The organism is Roseburia intestinalis L1-82 (assembly GCF_900537995.1).
Lineage (GTDB): Bacteria > Bacillota > Clostridia > Lachnospirales > Lachnospiraceae > Roseburia > Roseburia intestinalis.
On the sequence record NZ_LR027880.1, the window covers coordinates 551,532 to 567,587 of the forward strand.

Sequence of the window (16,056 nt, forward strand, 5' to 3'; positions counted from 1 at the left end):
GTTACAAAAAGGAGGAAGGCCAGTGAATACAGAATTGAAAAATGCAGTGAAAGCAACAGACTCAAAAGCACAGTATGATACGAGTGCAAAGCGTCTGTTAGGACAGAAGAGCATACTGGCACATATACTGGTAAAAACAGTTGATGAGTTTAAGGGCATGAATCCCAAGGATGTGGTCGACTGCATCGAGGGAACACCACATATCAGTACGGTACCGGTAGAGCCTGGACTTACAAATGCAGCCAGCAAAAAAAATGGTGAAAGACTGGTCGGTTTCAACACAGAAAATGAAGAAATCAATGAAGGTCTGGTAAGATTTGATATCGTTTTTTATGTGCGCATGAAAGATGGATTGTCACAGATTATCATCAATGTAGAAGCACAGAAAGACGAGCCGACGGGATATGAAATCTTAAACCGGGCAATCTTTTATGTGAGCAGACTGATCTCATCACAAAAAGAACGTGATTTTGAGAATTCTAGCTACGATGACATTAAGCGTGTATATTCAATCTGGGTATGTATGAACATGGAAGAGAGCAGCATGAGCCATGTGCATCTCACAAAAGAAGATTTGATCGGTTCCTATGAATGGAAGGGAAATCTTGACCTGTTGAATATCATCATGCTTGGACTGGCAAAGAATCTGCCGGAACATGATGAGACATATGAACTGCACCGTCTGTTATGTGCGCTGCTGTCACAGGAACTTACAATAGATGAAAAACTAAACATAATTGGAAATGAATACGATATTCCTATTGAGGAGAACTTCAGGAAGGATGTGAGCGTTATGTGTAACTTGAGTCAGGGAATTGAAGAAAAGGGTATTGCGATTGGAGAAGCAAGAAAAGAAGAAAAAATTATTCTTAATATGCATAACAATGGTTTTACTGTAGAGCAGATTGCTATGGCTACAGATAAAAACGTAGAAGAAGTGAAAGCGATTATTGCAGGGAAAGAACCTGCACTTGCATAAAGTTATGTAAGAAAAAGAGAGCCTTTGAGTTTAAATAACTTGGAGGCTCCTATTATATGAAGATTTGGGAAATAATGGATATTGTTGAATTATCTGATGATAAAATGGGTATAAGGAAATGTAGATCGAGAGAAAAATCTTTTTGATGGTGTGTGCCACATGCATTTCCAAAAGAAGATATGATTGGTTCCTATAAATGGATACATGGAGGAATTGTAAAGTGAGAAATATTGATGAAACATATAAAACAGAATTGAATTTTGTTGATGAATTTAATCTTTCTCGTAATGGAATGATAAAAGAAATTGAGCAAGAATTTAATATTATAAGGTTATGTTTATTTGAGTCGCAGGAGTTGGATGAGCAATATCAGTCTGTGCTGGATAGAATAATTGTAATGCCGTTAAGAAAGTTATTATGTGAGAAAGCATCTGTACTTCTGAATGTATGCCCTACATTCAAAATGCCACTATTAGATGGAATTGAAGTTAGATATGATGATGGACAACATATAGTGCATACGCCATTGCGGATAGGGAGTATACAGACATGGATTCCTGTAGAAGAATGGCTTAAACAGAATGTATCTTGGTTTGACAGAGATGTTAAATCAATTGCACAAATGCTTCCAAAATATTCATATGAGTATATATTGAATAAGTTAACAGGTAAACTTAAAGAGTTAAAATCAGAATTTATAAGTTTATATGCCTGTGAACAAGTAGAATATAAAGGAGAAGTAATGGATGTTTATTGTAAGAGGTATCCAGAGGATGAAATTAAAAATCAACGGATATATGATATACTTGAACAAATTGGTTACAATAAGCTTTCAATATATGATTATTTAAAACATATATCAGATAAAAGAGGAGCGCATATTGATGTAGGGCATTCTCTTGTGGTTGAACTTGTGAATTATGCAGATAATGATAAAATGACACTTATTTATTACATGGGCATTCAGATGATATATGCAGCAAAAAAGCAAATACCAGAGTTAGAAGATTATTGGAAAGAAATGCCTTGTTTGGAAAGTGAAATGTAAAAAGCGAGAAATTAAGTTTTAGAAAAATGTAAAATGGTTGGAATCAAGTCTCCAAGTCCCTAGAAGATTTGGAGGTTTTCTTCTGCCCATTTGAGAGGAAAGTGATTTCCAAAACAAAATGATCTGTGATACAATATATGAAAGAAATTTTGGAAGTATTGGATCATAGAGAAAGAGCAGAGTCAATCGTAAGCTAATCTGGCTTACATCTAAAATACAATGCAATCTTTTTCTATGTGGGGGCAGGAGAGAGTGCATCATGTCAATTTTTTGCAGCCTCATCAGAGAGGAGTGCAACACTTTTCACTCCCAGAGTACAGTGAAAACTCTGGAAAGTGCATCTCAATTACCCTATCGACACATGTTGAGACAGTTGTCTTGCTTTCCAAGTGAATGGTCGATACAAGAAAAGTGAAGGTGGACTTCTCCCTGGAGGATATGGATTTATCTGAATTTAAGGGGCGCTAAAGGTCCGGGGGACCTTTGTCTGGCACGGATCGAAGCGGAGACAAGCAGCTTATGAGCAGATAAAGGCATATGTACTGCAACAGACAGGACTTAAGGTTTCGTCATTGTATATAGCACAGGAGAGGAAAACAGGGTAGCTGATGTGGAACATATTCCGTGGGTGGAGCGGGAGCTGATGGTTATGAGAGAAGTGAGGGAGCTGCAGTAATAAAGATGATTTATATAATTTTAACTTTAGTTTCAGGAATTTTGCTGTCAGGAGTATGGTTTGGGCTTAATTTTCTGATACAGATATGTGTGGAAAAGTCAAAAGTAAAATTTTTGGAACGCTATAGTGTAATAGCTGCATCTGTGATACCATTAGTTTTCATCTTAGAATACAACAGACTGGAATTATCATAGTATTGCTGATTGGAAAAACTGGATGATTCTGGCTGTTACAGTATTATTGTCAGCCATTGTCATTTCCATAAATCAGGTTGCGGAAATCCCACGCGGAAAAGAATTATTGCTTTATGCGTTAGATGGTGTCTGTATGGAAATCCCGCAGCGTATGATGATGCAGACATTTAGCGGTGTTCTTTTCATGCACTGGGGATTAGATTTGTATTTGTCCATACCGGTTACAGCGTTTGCCTGGTGTATCAGCATCTGTATACAATGTCTGATCTGCAAATTAAAATTTGACCGGAAAATAGCAATAGAGATAGCGGCATCCTTTCTGTTTTCTATGGGAGCCGGATTACTATTATTAAAAAGCGGATTTATTGGACTACCTATGGCAGGACATTTTTTAGAACGTATTTTGAGTACAATTATCCGTAAAATCCGAAGATAAAAGAAAGGAAGAAAGTCCATGACAACCAGACAGGAAGCATTATCTTTTGGCATGACATTTAAAGATGTCTATCAGGACACACCGTTCCATGATCCAAACTGGATTCTGGTGCGGTATAAAAAGAACAAAAAGGCATTTCTCTGGACTTATGAGTACGAAGGACAGATGCGCATAAATATAAAAGTTGATCCGCAGTGGCGCGATTTCTGGCGGGAGGCATATGCAGCGGTGATTCCGGGATATCATCAGAACAAGGAACACTGGAATACTGTTATTCTGGATGGAAGCATACCGGATGAGGAAATCAGACGGATGATCGCAGAGAGTTATGATCTGATCTGCGGAAAAAAATAAATTCATTTGTAAAGAACAATCAAGAAGTGAGGCAATAGTGTGAAAAATAAGATTTTTCACACGCAAGATTTGTGCTTGCGCACAAACTTGAGATGCGCAGAAAGCTGCGCAAGAATGGAGATTTTTATGTCAGCAAAAGATACAATGGAAAATAAAATCACAGAGGGAGTCATCTGGAAACAGCTTTTATTATTCTTTTTCCCGATACTGGTGGGAACATTTTTCCAGCAGCTTTACAATACGGTGGACGCGGTGATCGTCGGGCGGTTTGTCGGAAAAGAGGCACTATCCTGCGTCAGCGGTTCGTCCGGTCAGATCATCAATCTGGTGGTCGGATTTTTTACCGGATTATCTGCCGGCGCAACAGTTATGATCTCCCAGCATTTTGGGGCAAAAAATGAGGAACAGCTGCATAAGGCACTGCACACGGCATATGCATTTGCAATCACAGGCGGTATCATTGCCGGAGTGATCGGTGTTGTTATGACACGTATGGTTTTAAAATGGATGAATACGCCGGAAAATCTGCTGCCTGACTCGACACTTTATGTGCGGATTTATTTTGCGGGACTCTTATTTATTTTTGTTTACAATATGGGAGCGGCAATCTTACGGGCAATCGGCGATTCGAAACGTCCGCTTTATTTTCTGATCGTCTGCTGCATCGTCAATATTATTCTGGATCTGGTGCTGGTGCTTGGATTTAAAATGGGAGTCCTTGGCGTGGCAGTGGCAACACTGATCGCGCAGGGGATCAGCGCTGTGCTCGTCAGTGTGGCATTAATGTATCATACTGCCGGCTTAAAGTTAATTCCACGCGAAATCAGGATCCATAAAAGTGTGCTGAAAAATATGCTCGCCATCGGACTGCCGACCGGTATCGAGTCGAGCATGTACAGTATTTCAAACGTGATCGTGCAGGCTGCGTTAAACGGATTTGGCGTTGACACAATGGCGGCATGGGCTGCATTTGGCAAAATAGACAGCCTTTTCTGGATGATCAACAGTGCGTTTGGAATCGCTGCGACCACGTTCGTTGGTCAGAATTTTGGTGCCGGAAAAATGGACCGCGTCCGCAAAGGAACAAGGGAATGTCTTGGCATGGCACTTGTAACTGCGATTCTTCTGAGTGTGATCTTAATGTCGGCGGGAAGATTTTTATTTGGCATATTTACCACAGATGCGAATGTAGTGGAAATTGGTCTTAGCATGATGCAGATCATATCGCCGACCTATTTTCTGTTTGTGTTTATCGAAGTATATTCCGGCGCACTGCGCGCGCAGGGGCATGTGATCGTGACGACGGCAATGACGATGATCGGTATCTGTGTGCTGCGTGTCGTATGGGTCACCTGGATCGTACCGGATGGCACACTCTCACAGATCGTGGCATGTTACCCAATTACATGGCTGGTCAGCGCGGTGGGGATGATCATTTATTATCATTATAAGCAGAAAAAGATTCTGGAAAAATTTGCTGCAACACATGATTTATAAACAGAGAAACTGGAAGCAGTTTTTTATAGCTACATGGTTAAAAATAAGTTCAGGAAAAGAGGATATAAATGAAACAGTCAAAAAATGAAATTAATCTCGGCGAGGGAAGCGTCGGCAGACTTTTGCTGACCTTGGCGGTACCATCTGTGATCGCACAGCTCGTCAATCTTCTTTACAATCTGGTGGATCGTATTTATATCGGTCATATCCCGGAAAACGGGGGCGTGGCACTGACCGGTCTTGGACTCTGCTTCCCGATTCTGATGATTGTCACGGCATTTTCCGGTCTGATCGGGTATGGCGGGGCGCCGCGTGTTGCTATTTTCATGGGAAAAGGCAAAAATGATGAGGCGGAGGAGATACTCGGCAACTGTACCATGGCATTGATCGTGATCGCATTGATTTTAGTTGTGGTACTGCAGTTTGCAGCGGAGCCGCTTCTGATGCTGTTTGGTGCAAGTGACAATACGCTGCCGTATGCACTTTCTTATCTGAACATTTACGGAAAAGGGACTTTGTTTGTCATGCTTACGATGGGATTAAATTCCTTTATCAATACACAGGGATTTTCCAAAGTCGGTATGAAAACGGTTCTGATCGGGGCAGTCTGCAATATCATTTTAGATCCGGTCTTTATTTTCGTATTTGGCATGGGTGTGCAGGGAGCCGCGCTTGCAACGGTGATCTCACAGGCAATTTCAGCGGTATGGGTCATCCTTTTTCTGACGGGAAAACAGACAAAGCTGAAAATAAAGACAAAGTATTTTAAGCCGAAAGCCTCCGTACTTTTGCCGGTATGTGCACTTGGTGTATCGCCTTTTATCATGAATGCGACGGAGAGCGCAATCAATATTGCATTTAACGCATCTTTATCACGCTACGGCGGTGATGTGGCGGTCGGAGCCATGACGATCTTAAGCAGTATTATGCAGCTTCAGTTTATGCCGGTGCAGGGAATTGCACAGGGAGCGCAGCCGATCATGAGTTTTAATTATGGAGCAAAAAAGATGGATCGTGTGAAAAAGGCATATCGTCTGCTTATGATCTGCAGTTTTACATACACGATGATCTTCTGTCTGGCGGTGGAAATCGCACCTGGATTTTTTGTGCATCTGTTCAACAGCAGTTCACAGGAATTATTTGAAATGACAAAATGGGCACTGCGCATCTATATGGCAGCGACCGGAGTATTCGGGATCCAGCTTGCGGTGCAGCAGGTATTCATGGCACTCGGACAGGCAAAAATCTCATTGTTTATTGCGTGTCTGCGAAAGATTATCCTGCTGATCCCGCTGATTTATATCCTGCCGCATTTCTTTGTAGATAAAGTATTTGCCGTTTTTTTAGCAGAGCCGGTTTCGGATTTTATTTCGGTGACAGTTGCAGCGACATTATTTTTCCTCAACATTAAAAAGATATTGAAAGAGGGAGAAGTGTGAGCGTATAAAAAAATCTGAAACTGAAAAAAGGCTCCAAATACTGTCTGATGGATTCGAAATATTATCCGACGGAGCGTGATACATGGGTAACAAGGTCGAAAGTATACAAGTTTACAGCAAAATAAAATAACGTATAGGAAAAGAGAACTGTGAGAAAATAATCTCACGGTTCTTTTTTACTTGACAAGTGATGGTATCTTCCTGTATGATAAAAAGCGTAAAGATTGCACACAATTAAATTTAAAACAATGATTTTGAGATGGAGAGAAAAATGGAGAGAGCAGACATAGCGATTATCGGAACCGGACCTGGCGGCGTTTCTGCTGCATTGACGGCAAAGGTAAGAAATAAAAATATTTTGCTGATCGGGAAAAAGCAGATGAGCGACAAGGTCAGCAAGGCGCATCAGATCATGAACTATCCGGGACTCCCGGCGGTGACCGGAGCGGATATGGCGAAGGCGTTTGAAAAGCAGCTTGCCATGATGGAGATCAATATTACGGACAGCCGGATCGGCACAGTCTATGCGATGGGCGACTATTTTGCAATCCAGGCAGGCGGGGAAGTGCTTGAGGCAAAGAGTGTGATCTTAGCGTGCGGCGTTGTCTCCGGCAAGACACTTCCGGGCGAGGAAGAGATGTTAGGACGGGGTGTCAGCTACTGTGCGACCTGTGATGCATGCTTTTATAAAGGAAAGAAAGTTGCCGTCATCGGTTACGGAAAAGATGCGGAACACGAAGCCGATTTTCTTGCGGAAGTGGCAGCAGAGATACTTTATTTTCCAATGTATCAGGATGTACCTGGCGTATCAGAGCAGGTAACGGTGATCAAAGAACGTCCGAAGGAGATCTTTGGTGAAAAGAAAGCCGGGGGACTTCGCACAGAGCAGGGGGAGTACCTTGTGGATGGCATTTTTGTACTGCGGGATGCCGTATCCCCGAAACAGCTTGTGCCGGGTCTGGAATTAGACGGAAATCATGTAAAGGTCAATCTGTCGATGGAGACAAATATTCCGGGACTTTTCGCCTGTGGAGATATTACGGGAACACCGTATCAGTATATCAAAGCAGCCGGACAGGGCAATGTTGCGGCATTATCCGCAGTGGCTTATCTGGATGCGAAAAAACGCGAAGCCGGGAAGCAGTAAAGAGGCAGCCCGCATGAACAGAAATGTGTGGGACTAAAACCGGAACGTATTTTACAACAAATATATCACAAAAAACAGTGTGTCATGCGCAAAGAACTGCGCAGGAAAGGAAAATATTATGGTAAAGAAAATTACAAATAACGATTTAAATGAAGCAAAAAAAGGTGCAGCAGTTGTTGATTTTTCCGCAGTATGGTGCGGACCGTGCCAGATGTTAGCACCGGTGATGGAAGAATTATCCGAGGAACTCTCCGGCAAGGCAGAGTTTTACAACGCAGATTCCGATGAAAACATGGGACTTGCACAGGAGTACCGCATTGTCAGCATTCCGGCAGTCATCGTGTTAAAAGATGGCGTGGAAGTGGCAAGAACGGTTGGATTCCAGCCGAAAGACGCAATGCGCAGCTTTATCGAGGAACATCTGAATTAGAAAGAGCTGACTGTGAACTGGCACATCGTCTGGGAACAACCTGGATTGCAGAATGGTGTGCCGGTAGAAATGAGGATTATCATGCCAGATAAATATGATGCATTAAAACTGGAAAACCAGTTGTGTTTTCCACTTTACGCCTGTTCCAAAGAGATCGTGCGCAAGTACAAGCCTTTTTTAGATGAGCTTGACCTGACATACACGCAGTATATCGCGATGATGGTGCTCTGGGAACACAGACAGATCAGCGTGAAAGATATGGGAGCACTTTTATATCTGGATTCTGGCACACTCACGCCTGTCCTGAAAAAGCTTGAGCAGAAAGGCTATCTTGTACGCGCAAGGGACAGTGAGGATGAGCGTGTGTTAAATGTGACGATCACAGAACTCGGCGAAAAGCTGAAAGAGGATGCCGTTCTGGTGCCAAAAAAAATGGGCTGCTGCGTGTGTCTGGAGAAAGAAGATGCTGATGAGTTGTACCGGCTGCTGCACAAAGTGCTGGGAGTGCTTGGAAAAGAATGAAAATAAATCATATTTCAAACATTTGACAAGTGTATCTGCAACAGAAAGTTAAAGTGATTTCTCCCCCTAATCCAGTTGCACCCCACCAAACCCCTATGGTAAAATTATCCTTATAAGATTGCCGGAAAACAGGCAGTCATTTATGAAGAGTAGAAACCACTGGGGGTTTTTGTTATGGAACAGACAATGTTGATCGCAGTACTGATCGCGGCACTTGTGGGATTGTTTTTGTTTGACACGGTGCGTCTGCGGCGCATGCAGGTGCAGAGGGATGCAGCGAAAGAGGAAGTTGCAGAAGTAAAAACAGAGTTTTTGTCGCGCATCAGTCACGAGATCAAGACACCGATGAACGTGATCGTGGGGGCAACGGCGTTAGGACTTGAAGAGACGGAACATCCGGAGCGGATGGAAGAGTGTTTAAACCGGATACGCGGCGCGAGTGAATTTCTGATGGGACTTTTGAATGATCTGGTGGATATGTCTAAGATCGAAAACGGAAAGTTCCATCTTCATCCCAAGCCGTATTCGTTTACGGAATTTTTAAATGAAGTGGAAAATATGATGGAGCCGATGTGTGAGCGCAAATGGATCCGATTTCATATGCCGCATGAGGAGATCAACATTAATATGATGGTTGATCCGGTGCGGTTTTTCCAGATATTTTTTAATCTGCTCTCCAACGCGGTGAAGTTTACACCGGAGGGCGGGGAGGTCACATTCCGCATCTGTAATTATGCCACGCACAACAATCAATTTTGTGCCGACTATGTGGTGTCCGACAACGGAATGGGAATGAGCGAAGAGTTTCAGCAGATTCTCTTCCAGCCATTTACGCAGGAGAGCGTGAATCAGGGTGAACCGGGAAACGGAGCGGGACTCGGACTTGCGATCGTGAGAAGCATCGTTGATCTGATGGGCGGAACGATCACGGTAAAAAGCGAGCCGCAGAAAGGTACGGAGATAAAAGTCCATCTTGAGATTGAGATTGCGGAGATACAGCCGGAGATCGAAGTGGCACACCGTTCCGCGGAGGAGATACAGAACATCCTGCGGGGAAAGAGGGTTCTGCTTGTGGAGGATCATCCACTTGATGTTGAGATCAGCAGGCGTATCTTAGAGCATGTGGCGGTAAATGTGATCAGTGCGCAGGATGGAAAAGCGGCATTAGAGCAGTTTAAAGCGGAAGAACCCTATCATTTTGATGCGATACTGATGGATATCCAGATGCCAAACATGAACGGTTTTGTTGCGGCGAGAGCGATAAGGAAGGTTGCAAAGCCGGATGCGCAGATCATTCCGATCATAGCATTGAGTGCAGACGATACGCTGGAAGATGTGAGAAAATGCAAGGAAGCGGGCATGAATGCACATATTGCAAAACCGGTTGAACCGCAAAAATTATATCAGATTTTGTGTGAGTACCTGCTTGCGCCGATTTAAGAGGCAATTTTATAACAGAAAAATCCAATGGGCTTTATAAAGACGATAGATAGTTCACAGAGACAAAAATTTGGAAAATAAGCATGAATAGAAAAGAAAAAAATCCGGCAGGGATGATTTTGCGCGCGGAGCGGATCAGACAGGGAAAGGGGCAGAAAGAAGTCTGCTATGGCATCTGTGTGGTTTCGTATTTAAGTAAAATCGAGCGTGGATCGGCGGAGCCGGATATGGCAATTTTAAAGCAGCTTTTTGCAAGACTTGGAATCAATTATGAGACAGATTCTGCGTTTCTTACTGAGAGCAGGAAACAGATAGATGAATTTTTTTACAATCTGCAATATGGGCTGGAAAATGAAACGGTATGGAAAAAACTTGCCGGAAAATGGGACAGGCTTTTGATGTCACCGCTTACAATCGATATCAGACTGGTGTCCGCAATTTATTACAGTGAGAGCACATGGAAAGAAGTAGATGAGAGCTTTATCGAAAGTTTGATGAAAAAAGAAGCGGATGGAAATGACATACAAAATTTTTTGAATGAGAATGTCAGCACTTTAGCGCAGTTAGAAGACTGCATGGATGAAAAACAGTATGCCTATTACAGTCTGGTCTGTTCAAGACTCACAAAAGATCCGGCAGAGAAAATGGAATGGTATCAGAAAGTACAACACGGACTGCAGAACACGCTTGGCATGAGCTGTCTGATTTCCGGTTATTATGAACAGGCAGAATACGACGCGATTCACCGGATGGAGAACCGTTTTGTGACGGCGGCATTAGAAGAGGGAAATGTATATGCACTGGCGGATTATTATTTTATGAATGGAAGCGCATATGCATGTGTCGATATGGATGAGATGATGACCGTCTATTATGAGCGCACCAGAAGACTATTACAGAATACCGGATGGTGGAAAGAATACGAGCAGGGATTATATTATAATATGGGGGCGACCTATCTTGCAGTTGGAAGATATGAGGAAGCACTCGACTGTTTAAACCGTGTCCGGTCAGAAGATTTCCTGCTCTGTCATAAAAAGGCATGGTTACATCTTCTCCTTGGAAATACCAGGGAGGCGGATCATTATCTTGCAATAATGAAACAGTTACTTTCCCGGAAAGATATGAAGGGTAAGATGGCAGAGCGTCTGATGTATGAGGAACTTTGCATGGAACAAAAGCAAGACTTTACGGCGGATCCGGCATATTTAGATCTGATCGAACGACTGATCAGGGCACTCATAAAAGAAAAGTCGTTTGGTTTCCTCTATCAGTATAAAAATGTGATTTTAGAAGCCTATACGAGGCAGCGAAAATATAAAAAGGCACTGGAGTTTAGTGAACAAATTTCCGCAAAGACCAGAAAAAGTACGTTTTAGCGTGCTTTTTTGGTTTGCGCGCCATGGGCGCGCTCTAATGGGTGAAAGTCCCGAACACGCCTAGGCAACGAGGAAGTGTATAGCAGAACAGCAAGGGTGTCCATCGTGAGGTGGAATCTGAAGGAAGCTGTAAGCAAACTCTTGGTCCGACGGACAGAAATCACATATAAGGCTCGGAAATACGGATAAGTCTGCCAAAAGAGATGAAGTCCTAAAGTTGCTGGAAGTACGAGTAGATGTGGCGGATAGATGAGAGGAAAGAGCGTGCACCTTAAGCGTGGAGGTCTCACAGGGGTTTCATTAGCCTAGTAACAACGAACTGTGAGAAGTCAGCCGAGCCCATAGTAGTGAAGAAGTCTCTGTAATGGAGATAGAGCAAAGGGGCGAACAATCAATAAGTTTGAGTATGTCTCGTATTGCAGAAGAGATAACATCTGCCGTAACCAATCGGGTAAAAGATGGTCAAATCAAGCGGGACGGAAAGGAAAGAACGCATGGACACAAGTAGTCTAATGGAGCAGATACTATCTAACGATAATCTCAACAGAGCATATCTGCAAGTCGTACGAAACAAAGGTGCCGAGGGAGTAGACGGAATGAAGTACACAGAACTCAAGGAATATCTTGCAAAGAACGGCGAAATTATCAAGGAACAGTTGAGGATAAGAAAATATAAACCTCAACCAGTACGAAGAGTGGAGATACCAAAGCCTGATGGTGGTGTCAGAAACCTGGGAGTACCGACAGTAACAGACAGATTCATACAACAAGCTATTGCACAGGTTTTAACACCAATCTATGAGGAACAATTCCATGACCATAGCTATGGATTCAGACCGAACAGATGTGCACAGCAAGCAATCCTTACAGCACTCGATATGATGAATGACGGAAATGATTGGATTGTAGACATTGACTTGGAAAAGTTCTTTGACACAGTAAATCATGACAAACTTATGACTATCATAGGTAGAACTATTAAAGATGGAGATGTTATCTCTATTGTCAGAAAATACCTAGTCAGTGGAATCATGATTGACGATGAGTATGAGGATTCTATCGTGGGAACACCTCAAGGTGGAAATCTCTCGCCATTATTGGCAAATATTATGCTGAACGAACTAGACAAGGAAATGGAAAAGAGAGGACTTAACTTTGTACGGTATGCGGATGACTGTATCATTATGGTCGGAAGTGAAATGTCTGCGAATAGAGTTATGAGAAATATCTCACGATTCATTGAGGAAAAACTAGGACTTAAAGTCAATATGACGAAGAGCAAAGTAGATAGACCAAGAGGAATTAAATACCTTGGGTTTGGATTCTACTACGATACAAGTGCACAGCAATTCAAGGCGAAACCACATGCAAAATCAGTAATGAAGTATAAGAAGAGGATGAGGGAACTCACTTGTCGTAGCTGGGGCGTTAGCAACAGCTATAAAGTAGAGAGACTTAATCAGCTTATCAGAGGATGGATTAACTACTTTAAGATAGGTAGTATGAAAACTCTCTGTAGAGAACTTGATGGAAACATTAGATATAGAATACGCATGTGTATTTGGAAACATTGGAAAACACCACAAAACAAAGAGAAGAATTTGGTTAAACTCGGCGTTCCAAGATGGGCGGCACATAAAGTGGCAAATACTGGCAATCGGTATGCACACATGTGTCACAATGGATGGATACAAAAGGCTATAAGCACAAAGAGACTAACTTCATTTGGATTAGTCTCAATGTTAGATTACTACACCGAAAGGTGTGTTACTTGTTAAGTTGATTGAACCGCCGTGTACCGAACGGTACGCACGGTGGTGTGAGAGGTCGGGAAATCACTCAGATTTCCCTCCTACTCGATTGCCGATTTTCCCAAATCAATTCGCTTTATCTAGTTTAAAGTGGAATATATAATAACTGTAGCAATCGATATATGATGTCTGGAATCCACTATTTGCTCCGGACATCATAAACATTACGTTATACTACAAAACATGAAATGAGGGAAAAACATGTCACACCAGCAAAAAACACTCTGGACAAAAGATTTCACCAGTATCGCCATAGCAACCATTTTAACAGCCGTAGGTGGCGAAGCCATGAACCTGCCGATCAGCCTTTTGGTATTTGATGAGACCGGATCTACATTTTTATCAGCATTGGTACTGATCTGTGGCGTTTTGCCGGACATTGTCCTTTCTGTTTTAGTTGCTCCATTAATTGATAAAGGCGGAAAGAAAAAATGGATCGTCGGACTGGATATTGTAACGGCGGTATTGTATGCGGTAATGGGACTCTATATCAGTGGTCATGCATTCAATTACCTGTTGTATCTGATATTTGTCCTTGCAGTGGGAACAATCTCAGTGTTTTACCGTCTTGCATATGATGCATGGTATCCAAATCTGATACCGAATGGGATGGAGCAGAAGGGTTATGCGGTCAGCAATACGATCTATCCGCTTGTCATTATTGCAATGTCCCCGGCGGCAACCTTTTTGTATGAAAAAATATCCATGGCACACATTTTTTATCTGGTTGCCGGTATCACGATGGTATCTGTCATCGTGGAGAGCCGGATTCATGAGGAAAAGGAAGAAGCACAGGACGATTATACCTGGAAGCAGTATTGTCAGGATATCAGGGAAGGATTTCATTATCTGAAAAAAGAAAAGGGCATTCGTAACATCTATACTTATATGAGTATCACAAGCGGTGTGTCAGATGGAAATACCGTACTGATACAGGCGTTTTACCAGACAGTGCCGTGGCTTACGGTTACGATGCTTGGATTTTTAAAAAGTGCGGAAATGATCGGGCGGGGACTTGGCGGCATTTTTCAGTATAAAAAAGAAATACCGGTAAAAAAACGTTATGCGTTTACCAAATTTGTCTATACGGTCTATGGACTGATGGATATTTTACTTTTATATCTGCCATATCCGCTGATGCTGTGTAACCGTTTCCTTTGTGGGGCACTTGGCATCTCAAGTGCGACTATCCGTGAGACAGCAGTGCAGAGCTATCTGCCCGAAAATATGCGGGCGCGTATCAACGCATTTTTTAATATGGTATTTGCGATCGGAAGTGTGGCATTCCAGATGGCAGCGGGAGCACTGGGACAGATCATGTCTTACCGGTTTGCAATTCTGCTGCTCGCGACGATAGAACTTACCGCCATGTTTCTGCTGATCTGCCTTCCGGCAAAAGAAAACCGCCCCGTATACGAGGCGGTCCGAAACGCAGAGTAGTGTTGATAAATCTGTTGGCAGTTTTAAGCCAGCGGTTTAATCTCCGGCACCGCCGGACAGCGTGCCGTCGACTCTCTCTCGATGAGTCTGGCGCGGATCTGCGTCCGGCAGAACGGGATGTGGTGCACCAGAGAATTTAAAACGACGTAAGCGCATTTTCCAAGCTCATTGCGCTCCTGACGAACCGTGGTAAGCGGCGGCTCTAAGGAGGCAGAGAGCGGCAGGTCATCAAAACCGACAACGCTGATATCCTCCGGAACACGGAAACCGCGCAGCTTACACTCAGCGATCACACCGGAAGCAATCAGATCGTTGCCGCAGATGATCGCAGTCGCACCTGCGCCGAGAAACGTCGGGACGTGATACTTTGCGCTGTCTGCCACATAATAGCCGTAGGCGGTCAGCTTCTCATCAACAGTCAGTCCGTGAGCTTTCATGCTGTTATAAAATGCTTCCTGGCGCTGCTCGGATACCATGGAGTGCAGGGAACCGTTTAAGAAAGCAATTTTTTTGTGACCGAGCGTATAAAGATGATCTACGGCTGCGTCGATGCCCTCATAGTTATCGGTGCCGACGTAGCAGACGTTCGGATTTTTTTCGATATAGTTATCAAAGAGAACAGTCGGCATTGTGGTGTGGGAAAGCTGTTGCATCCATTCGTCATGCAGGGCGAATCCGACTAAAAAGGCACCGCAGAAACCGTTCTTTAACATGTATGTATCATATTTTTCTGTAAGCTGAAAAGCAGGTGTGACCGGAATAACGGTGACATCCCAATTATGGCGGAAAGCATTCTGTTTGAAACCGAGTACGATATCGTAGCCAAACTGATCTTCCGTTTCATATTCCATATTTTCGATAAAAACCGCCAGTTTGCGGTTTTCTTTTTTCTTTGATTTTTTTGTTGCGTATCCCATTTCAACTGCAGTGTCAAGCACCATCTGACGTAATTCTTCGCTGATGTCACTCGCGCCATTTAAACCTTTTGATACGGTACTGACGGAAACACCGAGTCTTGTTGCAATATCTTTGATTGTTGCCATGGGTAAGATCCTCTCCTTAGTAAAAACAGTTGATTTTTTTATATTATATAAAGAAAACAAAAAGTTGACAAGCAGACATACTAAAATTTTCGAAACTTTTGAGCGCTTTCGTTGTAAAAATAAACAAAAACGATATAGCAAAAACGGCAAATATGGCAAAAACGCTGTTAAAAGTTGCAAATTCGTTGACAAAAAACGTTTCCAGTAATAAAATTATCACA

Annotated in this window: 15 protein-coding genes; 14 read left to right on the forward strand and 1 reads right to left on the reverse strand. The window is 42.9% G+C overall.

Features of this window, described 5'->3' with window-relative positions:
• The first annotated feature begins 22 nt into the window (after nucleotides 1-22).
• The 14 genes from RIL182_RS02770 to RIL182_RS02840 all read left to right on the forward strand — a co-directional run bounded on the left by RIL182_RS02770 (nucleotide 23) and on the right by RIL182_RS02840 (nucleotide 14,792).
• Complete coding sequence (locus RIL182_RS02770; protein WP_006858954.1) at nucleotides 23-979, forward strand: PD-(D/E)XK nuclease family transposase; 957 nt, start codon at nucleotides 23-25, stop codon at nucleotides 977-979.
• A 220-nt stretch (nucleotides 980-1,199) separates the two neighbouring features.
• Nucleotides 1,200-2,027 (forward strand): hypothetical protein, encoded by an 828-nt coding sequence (locus tag RIL182_RS02775; RefSeq protein WP_044999515.1) that lies wholly within the window; start codon nucleotides 1,200-1,202, stop codon nucleotides 2,025-2,027.
• Between the two features lie 624 nt (nucleotides 2,028-2,651).
• A complete protein-coding gene (locus RIL182_RS02785; RefSeq protein ID WP_006858955.1) occupies nucleotides 2,652-2,897 on the forward strand; it encodes a hypothetical protein in 246 nt (81 codons plus the stop codon).
• A 22-nt stretch (nucleotides 2,898-2,919) separates the two neighbouring features.
• Nucleotides 2,920-3,333, forward strand: a complete 414-nt coding sequence (locus RIL182_RS02790; RefSeq protein WP_006858956.1) for a hypothetical protein — start codon at nucleotides 2,920-2,922, stop codon at nucleotides 3,331-3,333.
• Nucleotides 3,334-3,351: 18 nt separating this feature from the next.
• A complete protein-coding gene (locus RIL182_RS02795; protein ID WP_006858957.1) occupies nucleotides 3,352-3,687 on the forward strand; it encodes an MmcQ/YjbR family DNA-binding protein in 336 nt (111 codons plus the stop codon).
• A gap of 114 nt (nucleotides 3,688-3,801) precedes the next feature.
• Nucleotides 3,802-5,184: an MATE family efflux transporter gene (locus RIL182_RS02800; protein WP_006858958.1), complete on the forward strand. Its 1,383-nt coding sequence runs from the start codon at nucleotides 3,802-3,804 to the stop codon at nucleotides 5,182-5,184.
• A 68-nt stretch (nucleotides 5,185-5,252) separates the two neighbouring features.
• Nucleotides 5,253-6,623 carry an MATE family efflux transporter gene (locus tag RIL182_RS02805; protein ID WP_006858959.1) on the forward strand — a complete coding sequence of 457 codons (1,371 nt, stop codon included), beginning with the start codon at nucleotides 5,253-5,255 and terminating at the stop codon, nucleotides 6,621-6,623.
• A 271-nt stretch (nucleotides 6,624-6,894) separates the two neighbouring features.
• Nucleotides 6,895-7,770, forward strand: coding sequence for an NAD(P)/FAD-dependent oxidoreductase (locus tag RIL182_RS02810; protein WP_330369128.1), 876 nt, complete (start codon nucleotides 6,895-6,897; stop codon nucleotides 7,768-7,770).
• A gap of 115 nt (nucleotides 7,771-7,885) precedes the next feature.
• On the forward strand, nucleotides 7,886-8,200 hold the full coding sequence (gene trxA, locus RIL182_RS02815; RefSeq protein ID WP_370819180.1) for a thioredoxin: 315 nt from the start codon (nucleotides 7,886-7,888) through the stop codon (nucleotides 8,198-8,200).
• A gap of 81 nt (nucleotides 8,201-8,281) precedes the next feature.
• Nucleotides 8,282-8,722, forward strand: coding sequence for a MarR family winged helix-turn-helix transcriptional regulator (locus RIL182_RS02820; protein ID WP_022113081.1), 441 nt, complete (start codon nucleotides 8,282-8,284; stop codon nucleotides 8,720-8,722).
• A 174-nt stretch (nucleotides 8,723-8,896) separates the two neighbouring features.
• Nucleotides 8,897-10,162, forward strand: a complete 1,266-nt coding sequence (locus tag RIL182_RS02825) for an ATP-binding protein (protein WP_006858962.1) — start codon at nucleotides 8,897-8,899, stop codon at nucleotides 10,160-10,162.
• An 83-nt stretch (nucleotides 10,163-10,245) separates the two neighbouring features.
• Nucleotides 10,246-11,541, forward strand: a complete 1,296-nt coding sequence (locus RIL182_RS02830) for a helix-turn-helix domain-containing protein (protein ID WP_006858963.1) — start codon at nucleotides 10,246-10,248, stop codon at nucleotides 11,539-11,541.
• A 494-nt stretch (nucleotides 11,542-12,035) separates the two neighbouring features.
• Nucleotides 12,036-13,319 carry a group II intron reverse transcriptase/maturase gene (gene ltrA, locus RIL182_RS02835; RefSeq protein WP_157351184.1) on the forward strand — a complete coding sequence of 428 codons (1,284 nt, stop codon included), beginning with the start codon at nucleotides 12,036-12,038 and terminating at the stop codon, nucleotides 13,317-13,319.
• A 234-nt stretch (nucleotides 13,320-13,553) separates the two neighbouring features.
• Nucleotides 13,554-14,792, forward strand: a complete 1,239-nt coding sequence (locus tag RIL182_RS02840; protein WP_006858967.1) for an MFS transporter — start codon at nucleotides 13,554-13,556, stop codon at nucleotides 14,790-14,792.
• A 23-nt stretch (nucleotides 14,793-14,815) separates the two neighbouring features.
• Here the strand turns inward: RIL182_RS02840 and RIL182_RS02845 are convergent, their stop codons facing one another.
• Nucleotides 14,816-15,835: a LacI family DNA-binding transcriptional regulator gene (locus RIL182_RS02845; protein WP_006858968.1), complete on the reverse strand. Its 1,020-nt coding sequence runs from the start codon at nucleotides 15,833-15,835 to the stop codon at nucleotides 14,816-14,818.
• Nucleotides 15,836-16,056: the final 221 nt, after the last annotated feature.

Bases quoted from the DNA above. Each gene is read 5' to 3' on its own strand.
- RIL182_RS02790 (WP_006858956.1), top strand. From the start codon at position 2,920: ATGATTCTGGCTGTTACAGTATTATTGTCAGCCATTGTCATTTCCATA.
- RIL182_RS02795 (WP_006858957.1), top strand. From the start codon at position 3,352: ATGACAACCAGACAGGAAGCATTATCTTTTGGCATGACATTTAAAGAT.
- RIL182_RS02800 (WP_006858958.1), top strand. From the start codon at position 3,802: ATGGAGATTTTTATGTCAGCAAAAGATACAATGGAAAATAAAATCACA.
- RIL182_RS02805 (WP_006858959.1), top strand. From the start codon at position 5,253: ATGAAACAGTCAAAAAATGAAATTAATCTCGGCGAGGGAAGCGTCGGC.
- RIL182_RS02810 (WP_330369128.1), top strand. From the start codon at position 6,895: ATGGAGAGAGCAGACATAGCGATTATCGGAACCGGACCTGGCGGCGTT.
- RIL182_RS02820 (WP_022113081.1), top strand. From the start codon at position 8,282: ATGCCAGATAAATATGATGCATTAAAACTGGAAAACCAGTTGTGTTTT.
- RIL182_RS02825 (WP_006858962.1), top strand. From the start codon at position 8,897: ATGGAACAGACAATGTTGATCGCAGTACTGATCGCGGCACTTGTGGGA.
- RIL182_RS02830 (WP_006858963.1), top strand. From the start codon at position 10,246: ATGAATAGAAAAGAAAAAAATCCGGCAGGGATGATTTTGCGCGCGGAG.
- ltrA (WP_157351184.1), top strand. From the start codon at position 12,036: ATGGACACAAGTAGTCTAATGGAGCAGATACTATCTAACGATAATCTC.
- RIL182_RS02840 (WP_006858967.1), top strand. From the start codon at position 13,554: ATGTCACACCAGCAAAAAACACTCTGGACAAAAGATTTCACCAGTATC.
- RIL182_RS02845 (WP_006858968.1), bottom strand. From the start codon at position 15,835: ATGGCAACAATCAAAGATATTGCAACAAGACTCGGTGTTTCCGTCAGT.